Here is a 12,675-nt window from a genome sequence, read left to right as displayed (position 1 = left end):
AAAGGCGAACAAGCCCTCACTTTTAGTAGGGGTAGTGTAGGGGAGGTCTAAGGGGCAAAAATTGATGTATTTAGGTTTTTCTGTCGGTAAAGTAGCCTGGAAATGATAAAATATAGGATATGTGATTATTATCACGTGCTTGATATGATCAGCTTTTCTTGTAGAAGGACTAGGAAAAACAGGCCAAAATTGCTATTTTTCGTACTTTTATTGTTCTTAGAGTTCTGTTATGCAAACGACCTGGCAACCGAGTGCCTCGATATCAAATCTTCGTCAGCGAGCAGCTTTAATCGCGAGCATTCGTCAATTCTTCACTGATCGACAGGTCATGGAAGTGGAAACGCCTGCGATGAGCCATGCTACGGTTACGGACATTCATTTACAGACCTTCCAAACCCGTTTTGTTGGCCCTGGCTATGCGGATGGTCAGCCATTATTTTTTATGACTAGTCCTGAGTTTCACATGAAGCGTTTATTGGCGGCGGGCAGTGGTTGTATTTATCAGATCGGTAAAGCATTTCGTAATGAAGAAAGTGGCCGACATCATAACCCAGAGTTCACCATGTTAGAGTGGTATCGAGTGGGCTTTGATCATCATCAGTTAATGGATGAGATGAACGAGTTACTACAGGCGGTATTGCGATGCGAGGCAGCAGAGCGAATGACCTATCAACAAGCTTTTCTCAATGTGCTCAAGGTGTGTCCACTTGAGGCGTCGATGGCTGAATTGAAAGAGGTTGCTGATACGCTCGGCTTAAGTGACATTGCGGCACAAGAAAATGATCGCGATACGCTTTTACAATTATTGTTTAGCGTGGGTGTGGAGACTTGTATCGGCCAGCAGGTTCCCGTCTTTGTTTATGACTTTCCTGCTTCTCAGGCCGCTTTAGCCAAGATTAACCAGCAAGATCCTCGTGTGGCGGAGCGTTTTGAAGTGTATTTTAAGGGAATTGAATTAGCTAATGGCTTTCATGAGCTGGATAATCCACATGAGCAGCGAGCTCGTTTTGAGCAAGACAACGCCAAGCGTCTGGAAATGGGGCTGCCAGTCCAACCGATTGACCAGAACTTGATTGAGGCGCTACATGCTGGACTGCCAGATTGTGCTGGGGTGGCTCTGGGTATAGACCGTTTGATTATGTTGGCACTCGGTTGTGAGAATATTGACCAAGTGAGTGCGTTTTCGTTTCCTATTGCTTAAATAGAATATAATGAAAACAATGTTATACGTTGGGTTTTGGTTAAAGGGGGACTATCGACCTAAGCCACTTGAGCCGTTATACTCGCTTGCTGAATGAGAAGGGAGTTTGATAACAATGAAAACGCGCGACAGAATTGTCTATGCTGCCCTAGAGTTGTTCAATCAACAGGGTGAACGTAACGTGACAACCAATCATATTGCTGATCACCTTGAGATCAGTCCGGGTAATCTCTACTACCATTTCCGTAATAAGCAAGAAATTGTGCGTGATATTTTCACGCTCTACTCGAATGAATTAATTGAGCGCTTTACGCCTATTCAAGGCTCACAAGAGAGTTTAACCATGTTAAAGCGCTATCTTGATTCCATTTTTACTTTAATGTGGAAATATCGTTTCTTCTACGCAAATTTACCAGAAGTTCTCGCTCGAGATGAGCACCTACACGAAGCTTACATCGATATTCAGAATCAGTTACAAGCCAACTTAATTGCCATTATGCAAGAGTTTGTCTCGATGAGATTATTGGATGTGGAACCGCAACAAATGGAATCTTTGGTGCGTACCTTACACCTGATTGCTTGCAGCTGGTTAGCTTACCAACTCGCGATGTCACCAAAAACACCGATCACAGAGCAAATGGTTAAGCAAGGCATGCTACAGATGCTCAATGTTGTTAAGCCAGTCGCAACATCACAAGGGATGGAGCAGTTAATTCTGCTTGAAGATGCGGTTAACGCATTACACAGTTAATCTAGTGCTTTTCGGTGTGTTGAGGCCAATATTCAATGAATTACGATGTCTTTAATGGTGACGCGGATGGGATTATTGCCTTACTTCAACTGCGTTTGGCCAATCCAACTGATGCTCAATTGGTCACGGGAGTAAAGCGGGATATTCACTTGCTAGACAAACTCACCGTTCAAGCGGGTGATGAGCTGACGGTGTTGGATATTTCAATGGAGAAAAACCGTGTTGGTCTAGAAAATGCGCTAAGGCAAGGGGCTAGAGTATTTTATGCCGATCATCACCAAGCTGGTCACATGCCCAAACATGAAGGTTTAACCGCGCACATCAATCTAGACGCCAATATTTGTACGGCTTTGATTATTGACGAGCTTTTAGAGCAGCGTTTTCATCATTGGGCGATTGCAGGGGCCTACGGCGATAATTTATTGGCAAAAGCGGAACAACTGGCTGATCTTGCTGGGCTGAATAGCGAGCAAAAGACACAGTTGGAGCAGTTAGGGACGCTGATTAATTACAATGGTTATGGTGCTCAATTGGATGACCTTCATTTTCACCCGGCCGATTTGTTCCGTGCTTTAGTCCAATATCCTTCTCCCTTCGATGTGATTGCGGATCTTACTTCTCCTTTTTATTCCCTACAATCGGCTTACCAGCAAGATATGACACGAGCACAAAGTGTGTCGGCAATGTATGAAGGTCAACGATTAAAACTGTTTGAGTTACCGAATCAGGCATTCTCTCGTCGGGTCAGTGGTGTGTATGGCAATTGGTTGGCCAATCAGGAGCCAAACTTTGCTCATGCAGTGTTAACCGATAATGGTGATGGCAGTTTTACCGTGTCTCTTCGAGCTCCTCTTAACAATAAGCAAGGAGCTATGGCTGTGTGTGGGCAGTTTCCATCGGGAGGTGGAAGACAAGCCGCAGCAGGCATCAATCAGCTACCTAAAGCCTCGCTAAATGCTTTTATTTCGGCGGTAGAACAGTATTACGCTTAAACTTTGTTGGCGGTAAGATGACCAAAACAACTTTGTTTAACGGCGTTTGAGCCACGATTTGGGGTTTTGCGCTTCGCTGTTACGGCGAATTTCAAAATATAAAGAAGGTCTTTCTTGCCCGCCAGTATCTCCCGCTAGGGCAATGACTTCCCCTTTAGTGACTTTATCACCTTCCTTTTTGGTCAAGGCTTGGTTGTAGCCGTACAACGTCATGTCACCTTTGCCGTGATCGAGTAGGACGACTAAACCATAACCACGAAGGTATTCTGCAAAGACAACGGTACCGGGATAAACCGCTTTAACTTGTTGACCATAGCTGGCAGACAGCACGATGCCTTTCCAGTTAACTTGACCCGTTTGTCGGGTGCCAAAATTATGCAGAACGCGACCCTTGATTGGCCATGGCAGTTTACCGCGCTGTTTCGCTAAACCATCCATGGGAACGGCGTTACGTTTTGCTGCTTTAGCTATCTCAGCTTTGAGGCGAGTTTCATTGCGTTGCAGTTCGGCCAAATAACGCTTGTCATCTTTAATGCTTTTCTGAATTTTATTCAGTGTGCCTTTACGTTGTGATTGCGTTTTAGCAAGAGAGGTCTTTTTCTCTGACTGCTGGGTGAGTAGAGTTTGAATTTGCTGCTTTTCTAATTCCAATTGCTTTTTGTTGTATGCTAAAGCTTCCGTTGTTTTATTTATAGCGTCAATAACGTTTGCGCGTGCTTGAGCCAAGTGTTGAAAGTATTGACTGATCCGGTCTTCTTCTACCCCGTCATTGAGTAAATGGCCATTGGCTTTGGCTCGGTCAGTCATGTAGTAGACTTGGAGAAGTTGTTTGAGCTCCTGCTCTTGAGTGTTGCGTTGTTCTTCTTGGCGAGTGATTTTGCTTTCTAACTTAGCAATGTTTTGATCGGCTTTCGTTAATTCGGCTTTGGTGGTTTTGATGTCTTTTTCGAGTTTGGAGATCCCCAGCTCTTGGCTTTTTAGTGATTGTTGTAGCTCATTAAGCTGTTTCTCTTGTGAGGTCAAAGATTTCTTTTGACGTGAAATTTCACTCGATACACCTTTTAACTCTTTCTGACTGGCTGAGTAGGCGGTAAGAGGGTGGGTGATGAATAGAGCGCCTACTAATAGTAAACTTGAGCGCACTACCGAAAAATGTTGTTGTTGCACTTAGATATTACCTGCCGCATTGATGTAAGGTTCTAGATGGCTATATGCCGTCACCGTTAACAAAGCTTTTAAAGCCTTGGTCCATATCGAGAGATGGTTTGTCCGTTTTAGGGCGCCCTAGGATTTTTGCTGGGACACCTGCCACCGTAGTATGAGGAGGTACTGGCTGTAATACCACGGAACACGAACCAATTTTAGCCCCTTCACCCACTTCAATATTACCGAGAATTTTTGCCCCAGCTCCAATCATCACGCCCTCACGAATTTTAGGGTGACGATCGCCGCATTCTTTACCAGTACCACCGAGTGTGACGTCTTGTAATATGGAAACGTCATTCTCCACTACGGCTGTTTCGCCGATGACAATCCCTGTGGCGTGGTCAAGCATGATACCACTGCCGATCCGTGCTGCTGGGTGGATATCAACTTGGCAAGCCACAGAAATCTGATTTTGCAGGTAAGTGGCCAGAGCAAAACGGCCCTGTTTCCATAACCAGTTTGCCACTCGATAGCCCTGTAGAGCATGGTAGCCTTTGAGGTAAAGCAATGGCATGGAGTACATTGATACCGCAGGGTCACGAGTCACGGTTGCGCAAATATCGCAAGCAGCGCTGTCGGTTATCATTGGGTCGGCAGCAAAGGCTTCTTCAACTACCTCACGCACTGCCATCGCTGGCATAGAAGCGGTGTTCAATTTATTGGCTAAAATGTAGCTCAATGCCGCACATAAACTGTCATGCTTGATGATAGTAGCATGATAAAAACTTGCCAGCATGGGCTCTTGCTCTGACATTTCACGGGCTTCTGAGACAATTTTATCCCAGACTTTTTTCTTCTTGCAGTCTTTCATGTTTGTTTCCTGATTCATTCTTCCGTGATCTGCCAGTGTCTTTTATTTTACCTATATTACTTTAAATAATTTTTGAAGCTTACTTACCCTCGGTCTTTTTATCTCGTGCGAGTAAATCTTGAGCAGCTTGGCGTGCTTCTTTCTCTTGATACAATACTTGGTAAATTTGGTCAACAATTGGCATCTCAACACCCATACGTTGAGCTAACACCCAAACTTCTTTGGTATTACGATAACCTTCGACAACTTGACCAATTTCTTCTTGAGCGACATCAACACCTTTTCCCTGCCCAAGAGCTAAGCCAAAGCGACGGTTGCGTGACTGATTATCGGTACACGTCAAGACTAAATCACCAAGTCCAGCCATGCCCATAAAGGTATCCGGCTGAGCACCTAGCGCGGTACCAAGGCGGGTCATTTCTGCTAATCCTCGGGTAATCAAGGCAGTACGAGCATTGGCACCAAAACCAATACCATCGGACATACCTGCCCCAATTGCGATGACGTTTTTGACTGCCCCACCAAGTTGCATACCAATAAAGTCATGATTGGCGTAGACGCGGAATGTTTTTCCGCAGTGAATTTGCTCTTGTAGGTCAGAGAGAAAATCAGTATCGGGTGAAGCAACTGAGATGGCGGTTGGCATGCCCATCGCTAACTCTTTGGCAAACGTCGGGCCTGACAGGACAGCAAGAGGGTAATGCTCACCAATGACATCAAAAGCCACATCTTTTAGCAGGCGGCCTGTTTCGGGCTCTAATCCTTTAGTTGCCCAGCAAATACGCGAATCCTGACGTAAGAAAGGTTTGAAACTACAGAGAACTTGGCCAAAAACATGGCTTGGAACCACAACTAATAGGTCACGGCTTGCTTGCACGGCTTTTTCTAAGTTTGATTCAATGATTAGACTTTCTGGAAAATCAATATTCGGTAGAAAAGCATGGTTAGCTCGGTCATGTTCAAGGCGAGCCATGTGGTCAGGATCGTGTCCCCACAGAATAATGTTTGCTCCATTGCGAGCTAGTGAGATTGCTAATGATGTTCCGTATGAGCCTGCTCCAATAACGGTCATATTGATCGTCTTACCGTAAGCATTATTTGAGTTTGTTGATGCCATATTACCACCTAGTTATCTTTTTATTACTAGTGATCTAGTCCATAAGCTCCAGATTTTACTGATACTAGAGGCTAGGGACTAGGAACTTTTGTGAGAAATAAAAAATGCACATTACATCATGAGAAGATGTTTTGTGCATTTTTATTGAACGTTTCACGTATCAAAAGCTTAGATACGTATTATGCTAGATTGAATTATGCTTCGACTTCGCCTTGCTGTGCTTGTTGCTGTAGATAGTTCATAAACAGCGCATCGAAGTTAACCGGTGCTAGGTTCAGCTGTGGGAACGTGCCTTTTACCACTAAGCTTGAGATAGTTTCACGAGCGTATGGGAATAGGATGTTCGGACAGAAAGCTCCTAGGCAGTGTGCTAGTTGGCCTGCTTCCATTTTATCAGCAGTGAAAATACCACCTTGCTGAACTTCACATAAAAATGCGGTTTCTTCTTCATTCTTCACTGTTACAGTGAGACGCAGAATAACTTCGTAAACACCTTCGCCAAGCTCGCGACTTTGAGTGTCTAGGTCTAGTTTAACATCTGGATTCCATTCTTTTTGGAAAATTACTGGAGAATTCGGAGCTTCGAAAGAAACGTCTTTCAGGAAGATACGTTGAATTGCAAAGTTTTGTTGTGCGTCTTGTGGTGCTGCTTCAGCCATTTTTCTATTCCTTAATCAATAATGAGTTTGGTGTCACTAAATGCCCTAAACCCAAGGAGAGGTTTTGTTCTGAGGCTAACGAAGAGATTCAACTTTGACCAGATGAGGTGCTGATTTCGTTGCAGGACTTCACATCTTAGTGTTGTTGTTGATTCTAAATTGTTCAGTTAATACCTCAGGCGATTTGCGCTGTAATATTCCTGAGGCCTTATTTCTTTCCTCGAATTAGAGGAAGGTTAGCTTCATTCCACGCAATCAACCCATTTTTTAGTAGGCTGACATTAGTAAAGCCCGTTTTTACAAGTAGGTTTGCACTTTCTTGAGCAGTGTGGCCTGTTTTGCATACTAGGATGATTGGGTCTGATTTACGCTTTTCAAGTCCACGAAGCGTTCCCGCTTTAATATCTGATGGTAAAATGTGAACTGAATCAGTGATATGGCCTTGCTTGAATTCATCTTTCGAGCGTATGTCGACGACGACACCACTTTCACGGTTTATCAGATGAGTTAATTGACTTACGTTGATGACTTTGTAGGGAGCGGTTGCTGATTTAACAATTGTAGTGATAAGAGCAACCAAAAGGCCTACCCAAACCAAAGATAGAATCATGTTTTGTTGGAAAAATTCAATGTACTCTTGCATGTCTTGAGCTCTTGCATGTTTGGCAGAAAATAAAGCTGGAGTATAGCGAGGTTAGTCGCCTTAGGCGAGAGGGTTAAAGCGTTCTCGTTAATAATTGAGACCTATACATTTAGGTCTAATATAATCGAAATACTCTTATTTGACAAAAAGGTCACTGTCATTGGCCATATTAGAAAAAAACTATCAATGTGATTGTTAAAAACGATGGTTATTTTTTTCTTCTAGGGTGCATAATAGGAATCATGATTTGTAAAAGTGTCTTCTTGCCTTGATTGAACGAATAATAAAAGTCTTTAAGAGTAGGATATAGATTATCAAGAACGGGGCACTGAAGCGTTTGAATAAATGGGGAGAAGTATCGGACTAAAAGAACAAACTGTAATATAGCAACAATAAATCACACACATTATTTGATCTTACCCTACAGTTTTGGGTGCAAAGTGTAGTAAAATTACGCTAGTTTTGTTTTAAGGTTCGTTTAGGTTTTACCCTATACCAACAGTTACTTAAATTTGATGAGGTCATTACTATGTCAGCTAAAAAGCCATTAGCTCTAGTTATCCTTGACGGTTACGGTCACCGTGAAGACACAGCAAGCAACGCAATTGCCAATGCCAAAACACCAGTAATGGATGCACTTATTGCGAATAACCCGAATACATTAATTTCTGCTTCTGGTATTGATGTTGGTTTACCTGATGGTCAAATGGGTAACTCAGAAGTGGGTCATACTAATATTGGAGCAGGCCGTGTTGTATATCAAGATCTGACTCGTATTACTAAATCTATCGCTGATGGTGAGTTCACTGAAACTGCAGCGCTGATGGCAGCGATTGATACTGCAGTCGAAGCTAATAAAGCAGTACATATCATGGGGCTGATGTCGCCAGGCGGTGTTCACTCTCATGAAGACCATATTTATGCTGCAGTAGAAATGGCGGCAGCCCGTGGTGCTGAGAAGATTTATCTACACTGCTTTTTGGATGGGCGTGATACTCCGCCACGTAGTGCAGAAGGTTCGCTTCAACGCTTCCAAGACCTTTTTGCCAAATTAGGTAAAGGACGTGTTGCTTCATTAGTAGGTCGCTACTACGCAATGGATCGTGATAACAACTGGGAACGTGTTCAAGTTGCTTATGACCTTCTGACTCAAGCCAAAGCAGAGTTTCATGCAGAAACGGCTGTAGCAGGTTTAGAAGCGGCTTACGCTCGTGATGAAAATGATGAGTTTGTTAAAGCAACAGCAATCAAAACTGCAGAGCAAGAAGACGCAATCATGCAAGATGGTGACGCGGTGATCTTCATGAACTATCGTGCAGATCGTGCTCGCCAGATTACTCGCACTTTTGTTCCGGAGTTTGATGGTTTTGAACGTGCGACTTTCCCAGCGGTTAACTTTGTTATGCTAACGCAATATGCCGCTGATATTCCGCTTGCGACGGCCTTCCCACCAGCATCACTAGAAAATACTTACGGTGAGTGGTTGTCTAAGCAAGGTCAAACTCAGCTACGTATTTCTGAAACAGAGAAATATGCTCACGTGACTTTCTTCTTCAATGGTGGTGTTGAAAACGAGTTTGCTGGTGAAGAGCGTCAGCTTGTGGCTTCTCCAAAAGTCGCTACGTATGACCTTCAACCAGAAATGAGCTCTCCTGAGCTAACTGAAAAGCTGGTTGCTGCAATTAAATCGGGTAAGTTTGATACTATCATTTGTAACTATCCAAATGCTGATATGGTTGGTCATACGGGGGTTTATGAAGCCGCTGAGAAAGCAATCGAAGCGCTAGACGAAAGTGTTGGCAAAGTGGTAGAAGCCATCAAAGAAATCGGGGGACAGTTACTGATCACTGCTGACCACGGTAACGCTGAAATGATGGTGGACCCAGAAACAGGTGGTACACATACGGCACATACTAACCTACCAGTACCTTTGATTTATGTCGGTGACAAAGAGATTGAATTCAAGTCAGGTGGTAAGTTATCAGACCTTGCACCAACAATGTTGTCTCTTGCTGGCTTAGAGATTCCTGCTGAAATGTCTGGTGATGTTCTGACTAAATAAGCACGTTTTTACTGAAAAGACATATACCCTAAAGCCCTTGGTTAGAGATAACCAAGGGCTTTTTAGTCATGTCTAAAACATCGGCAATCAGATAACGTGAAGAGTAAAAAAGCCTCTGAGGTCAGTCAGAGGCTTTGCGATTAATGAGCGTCTAGAAAAGCCGAAGAGGCTCTTTGAGCTCGATATGCTTGAGCTCGCAGCGCTGATTTCTTCTTACTTGGTCTTACTGCTTATGCGCGAATGGCGTGCCCATCAGTGTCGGCTTACCATTTTCAATGCTGGCATCGAATGTTACGGTATCTTTAGCAAACAGGTTAATGACCGTTGAACCAAGTTTGAAGCGGCCCATTTCTTCGCCTTTGTTCAATTTAATTGCTTGTTCACCCTCTGCTGGGTAGTCCCACTTGTACACTGTATTACCACGTGGTGGTGTGATCGTGCCAGCCCAAACTTGTTCAATACTACCTACAATTGTTGCACCGACAAGCACTTGTGCCATTGGCCCAAAGTCTGTGTCAAAAATACACACAACACGTTCGTTACGAGCGAATAGATTTGGTACATTTTCTGCTGTTAATGGATTAACAGAGAACAGATCGCCAGGAACATAGATCATTTGACGCAAAGTTGCATCACACGGCATATGGACACGATGATAGTCTCTTGGCGATAGGTAAAGTGTTGCAAAGGAACCGTCTTGGAATTCTTGGGCAAGTGCTGCATCCCCACCTAAGAGTTCTTGAGCTGAGAAATGATGGCCTTTCGCTTGGATTAGCTGACCATTTTCAATCGCACCGAATTGGCTCACGCAAGCATCAGCCGGGTGAGTTATCACGGACTCGTCTTGTGTGATTGGGCGTGCGTCTTCTTTTAGTTCACGGACGAAGAATTCATTGAAGCTCTCAAAATGCTCTGGGTTTGAGTGCTTCGCTTCATCCATGTTGACGTTATATTGCTTTATAAACCAGCGAATTACGGCTGTTGTTAGACGACCAGCTTTAGCGGAAGCCAATTTGCCTACCAAGCGGGTTAAACCATGCTGAGGAAGCCAGTATTGCAGTCCAACTTTAATTTTATCCATCTCTAATTCCGATACTTCTGTTAGATTCTCGCGTTAAGATGCGAGATATTACTAAATTTTGTTCTTATTGTCTGTCTTATCCCAAAAAGCCTGTTGCTATAAGGTGAGAGAGAAACAAAGAGATCCATTGAGCTGTTGTATTGAAGATAAAAAGCTGACGATTCAACTTACCAATTAATCATCACAATGGTTACGATATACCCAAGCACCTGAAATGACTTGGGTATAAGTACTTGACGTTTAATTATACAACATTGAGTGCGTTTGACTACAAATCCGCTTTCTTACTGCGTGAGTACTGTCGGTTTGCTTTATTTTCCAACATGCTATCCAAAATACGATGATAGTTATCAAATCGAACTTGGCTGACTTCGTTTTGTTCTACCGCTTCACGTAGTGCACATCCAGGATCGTCTACATGTTTGCAATCTCTGAACTTACACAAGCCAAGAAATGGACGAAACTCGACAAAAGCTTTGGTGATTTCCTCTGATTCTAGGTGCCAGAGGCCGAATTCACGAACACCGGGAGAGTCGATCAGATCACCGCCTGTCGGGATGTGGTAAAGGCGGGCAGCTGTTGTGGTATGTTGACCTAAACCAGAGTTTTCTGAAATGGCCCCTTCTTCAACTTCATTTTCGAGCTCCGGCATTAATGCGTTAACCAAGCTCGATTTACCCACGCCAGATTGCCCGACGAAGATATTAATCCGTCCATGAAGATGGGCTTCTAACTCGGCGATGCCTTCACCGGATTCTTTACTCACAAACAGGACTTTATAGCCAATACGTTGATATTCTGTCAGCCAATCTTGATAGGTATTTCGTTCTTCAACGGAGAGTAAATCAATTTTGTTGAGTACCAGCAATGGTGCTATTTTTAGCGTTTCTGAAGCAACAAGGTAGCGGTCAATAATATTGAGTGAAAGTTCCGGTAAGACCGACGACACAATCACCATTTGATCCACATTGGCAGCAACGGGTTTTAATCCATCGTAGTAATCTGGGCGAGTTAAAACGGAGGTTCTTGGCTCGACGGCTTCAACAACACCAGAAATACCTGACATCGATTCTAACCCTTCTCGCCATAGCACGCGGTCACCAGAGACAAGAGATTCAATGCCGCGGCGAAGATTACAACGCTGAATGTCACCGGTTGCTAGATCTTCGATGTCGGCATGTTGGCCAAAGCGTGTAATGACTAACCCTTGCTTACTGGCACCGAGCATCGCTTCATCCCACTGGATTGAGTCTTCTTGCTTTTTTAAACGCTTTTGTTGGTTGTTGCGTACTCGACGCACCTGACCTTTGGTTAACTTTTTCTTTTTTGCCACAATTTTGTACTTAATATGAGTTCGCTCAACCGTTTTGATCGGCGTTGTGAGTATCGTGTTTCAAGTATTTTCAGGTATAGTACCTCTTTTAGCGATAAACAAATAGGCGGCATAACTATGTCTTTTAGCGATCAAAACTTGATTTGGGTTGACTTAGAGATGACAGGACTTGATCCTGAAACGCATAAAGTCATTGAAATCGCTTCTATTGTCACCGACAGTGAACTGAATATTTTAGCCGAAGGGCCAGTACTTGCGATTCATCAAAATGAAGCAGAATTAGCCAAGATGGATGAGTGGTGCACCAATACTCACACTAACAGTGGATTGGTCGAACGTGTGCGTCAGAGCCAAATCTCAGAACAACAGGCGGTTGAACAAACTATTGCTTTCTTGGAGCAGTGGGTGCCAAAAGGTGTTTCACCTATCTGTGGTAACAGTATTGGACAAGATCGTCGCTTTCTCTACAAGCATATGCCGGAACTGGAGGCGTACTTCCATTATCGCTACTTGGATGTCAGTACTCTGAAAGAACTTACTCGTCGATGGAAGCCACAGATATTAGCTGGATTCAGCAAACAGGGAACGCATCTTGCGCTCGATGATATTCGTGAGTCGATTGCTGAACTTAAATACTATCGAGAAACCATTTTTAAGATCTAACTGTTAAAGTTGTGATCCAAATTGTTGAAACTAATAAGTGTTTTGCTTGCTTTTTCATCATTTGGAAAAAAAATAAAGTTTTTTTTAAGGAAGGGCTTGCATCGCAAAAAAATGCTCTTATAATTCGCACCCCTAAACAGCGGAAACGTTGTTGAT

The 12,675-nt window shown here is 43.6% G+C and carries 12 protein-coding genes; 5 read left to right on the top strand and 7 right to left on the bottom strand.

Features of this window, described 5'->3' with window-relative positions; all coding sequences use genetic code 11:
• Positions 1 to 229: 229 nt before the first annotated feature.
• The 3 genes from epmA to VSA01S_RS13660 all read left to right on the top strand — a co-directional run bounded on the left by epmA (position 230) and on the right by VSA01S_RS13660 (position 2,944).
• Positions 230 to 1,201 (top strand): elongation factor P--(R)-beta-lysine ligase, encoded by a 972-nt coding sequence (gene epmA, locus VSA01S_RS13670; RefSeq protein ID WP_039979443.1) that lies wholly within the window; start codon positions 230 to 232, stop codon positions 1,199 to 1,201.
• 115 nt (positions 1,202 to 1,316) lie between these two features.
• Positions 1,317 to 1,952, top strand: a complete 636-nt coding sequence (locus tag VSA01S_RS13665; protein ID WP_039979444.1) for a TetR/AcrR family transcriptional regulator — start codon at positions 1,317 to 1,319, stop codon at positions 1,950 to 1,952.
• A 35-nt stretch (positions 1,953 to 1,987) separates the two neighbouring features.
• Complete coding sequence (locus VSA01S_RS13660) at positions 1,988 to 2,944, top strand: acetyltransferase (protein WP_039979445.1); 957 nt, start codon at positions 1,988 to 1,990, stop codon at positions 2,942 to 2,944.
• A gap of 36 nt (positions 2,945 to 2,980) precedes the next feature.
• Here the strand turns inward: VSA01S_RS13660 and VSA01S_RS13655 are convergent, their stop codons facing one another.
• The 5 genes from VSA01S_RS13655 to VSA01S_RS13635 all read right to left on the bottom strand — a co-directional run bounded on the left by VSA01S_RS13655 (position 2,981) and on the right by VSA01S_RS13635 (position 7,380).
• Positions 2,981 to 4,111 (bottom strand): murein hydrolase activator EnvC family protein, encoded by a 1,131-nt coding sequence (locus tag VSA01S_RS13655; RefSeq protein WP_039979446.1) that lies wholly within the window; start codon positions 4,109 to 4,111, stop codon positions 2,981 to 2,983.
• 40 nt (positions 4,112 to 4,151) lie between these two features.
• The gene (cysE, locus tag VSA01S_RS13650) at positions 4,152 to 4,961 is read right to left on the bottom strand and encodes a serine O-acetyltransferase (protein ID WP_039979448.1); all 810 of its coding nucleotides are present in this window, start codon (positions 4,959 to 4,961) and stop codon (positions 4,152 to 4,154) included.
• A gap of 79 nt (positions 4,962 to 5,040) precedes the next feature.
• Positions 5,041 to 6,078, bottom strand: coding sequence for an NAD(P)H-dependent glycerol-3-phosphate dehydrogenase (gpsA, locus tag VSA01S_RS13645; RefSeq protein ID WP_039979449.1), 1,038 nt, complete (start codon positions 6,076 to 6,078; stop codon positions 5,041 to 5,043).
• A 194-nt stretch (positions 6,079 to 6,272) separates the two neighbouring features.
• Entirely contained in the window at positions 6,273 to 6,737 is a 465-nt protein-coding gene (secB, locus tag VSA01S_RS13640; RefSeq protein WP_039979450.1) for a protein-export chaperone SecB, read from the bottom strand.
• A 208-nt stretch (positions 6,738 to 6,945) separates the two neighbouring features.
• Positions 6,946 to 7,380 carry a rhodanese-like domain-containing protein gene (locus VSA01S_RS13635; RefSeq protein WP_039979451.1) on the bottom strand — a complete coding sequence of 145 codons (435 nt, stop codon included), beginning with the start codon at positions 7,378 to 7,380 and terminating at the stop codon, positions 6,946 to 6,948.
• 529 nt (positions 7,381 to 7,909) lie between these two features.
• Here VSA01S_RS13635 and gpmM point away from each other — a divergent pair.
• Positions 7,910 to 9,442, top strand: coding sequence for a 2,3-bisphosphoglycerate-independent phosphoglycerate mutase (gpmM, locus tag VSA01S_RS13630; protein ID WP_039979452.1), 1,533 nt, complete (start codon positions 7,910 to 7,912; stop codon positions 9,440 to 9,442).
• Between the two features lie 223 nt (positions 9,443 to 9,665).
• Here the strand turns inward: gpmM and asd are convergent, their stop codons facing one another.
• Together asd and rsgA are read right to left on the bottom strand one after the other, a co-directional pair.
• The gene (gene asd / locus VSA01S_RS13625; RefSeq protein ID WP_039979453.1) at positions 9,666 to 10,523 is read right to left on the bottom strand and encodes an archaetidylserine decarboxylase; all 858 of its coding nucleotides are present in this window, start codon (positions 10,521 to 10,523) and stop codon (positions 9,666 to 9,668) included.
• 268 nt (positions 10,524 to 10,791) lie between these two features.
• On the bottom strand, positions 10,792 to 11,856 hold the full coding sequence (rsgA, locus tag VSA01S_RS13620; RefSeq protein WP_039979454.1) for a small ribosomal subunit biogenesis GTPase RsgA: 1,065 nt from the start codon (positions 11,854 to 11,856) through the stop codon (positions 10,792 to 10,794).
• A gap of 117 nt (positions 11,857 to 11,973) precedes the next feature.
• On the opposite strand from rsgA, the gene orn reads away from it, so the two are divergent.
• Entirely contained in the window at positions 11,974 to 12,519 is a 546-nt protein-coding gene (gene orn / locus VSA01S_RS13615) for an oligoribonuclease (protein ID WP_039979455.1), read from the top strand.
• The last annotated feature ends 156 nt before the right edge of the window (positions 12,520 to 12,675 follow it).

This window comes from Vibrio sagamiensis NBRC 104589 (assembly GCF_007990935.1).
In the GTDB taxonomy this organism is placed as follows: domain Bacteria; phylum Pseudomonadota; class Gammaproteobacteria; order Enterobacterales; family Vibrionaceae; genus Vibrio; species Vibrio sagamiensis.
This window is presented reverse-complemented; position numbering and strand designations above follow the sequence as displayed.

What these genes read in the sequence shown, in the direction of transcription:
- epmA (WP_039979443.1), top strand. Translation starts at nt 230, where the DNA reads ATGCAAACGACCTGGCAACCGAGTGCCTCGATATCAAATCTTCGTCAG.
- gpsA (WP_039979449.1), bottom strand. Translation starts at nt 6,078, where the DNA reads ATGGCATCAACAAACTCAAATAATGCTTACGGTAAGACGATCAATATG.
- secB (WP_039979450.1), bottom strand. Translation starts at nt 6,737, where the DNA reads ATGGCTGAAGCAGCACCACAAGACGCACAACAAAACTTTGCAATTCAA.
- VSA01S_RS13635 (WP_039979451.1), bottom strand. Translation starts at nt 7,380, where the DNA reads ATGCAAGAGTACATTGAATTTTTCCAACAAAACATGATTCTATCTTTG.
- gpmM (WP_039979452.1), top strand. Translation starts at nt 7,910, where the DNA reads ATGTCAGCTAAAAAGCCATTAGCTCTAGTTATCCTTGACGGTTACGGT.
- cysE (WP_039979448.1), bottom strand. Translation starts at nt 4,961, where the DNA reads ATGAAAGACTGCAAGAAGAAAAAAGTCTGGGATAAAATTGTCTCAGAA.
- VSA01S_RS13665 (WP_039979444.1), top strand. Translation starts at nt 1,317, where the DNA reads ATGAAAACGCGCGACAGAATTGTCTATGCTGCCCTAGAGTTGTTCAAT.
- VSA01S_RS13660 (WP_039979445.1), top strand. Translation starts at nt 1,988, where the DNA reads ATGAATTACGATGTCTTTAATGGTGACGCGGATGGGATTATTGCCTTA.
- asd (WP_039979453.1), bottom strand. Translation starts at nt 10,523, where the DNA reads ATGGATAAAATTAAAGTTGGACTGCAATACTGGCTTCCTCAGCATGGT.
- orn (WP_039979455.1), top strand. Translation starts at nt 11,974, where the DNA reads ATGTCTTTTAGCGATCAAAACTTGATTTGGGTTGACTTAGAGATGACA.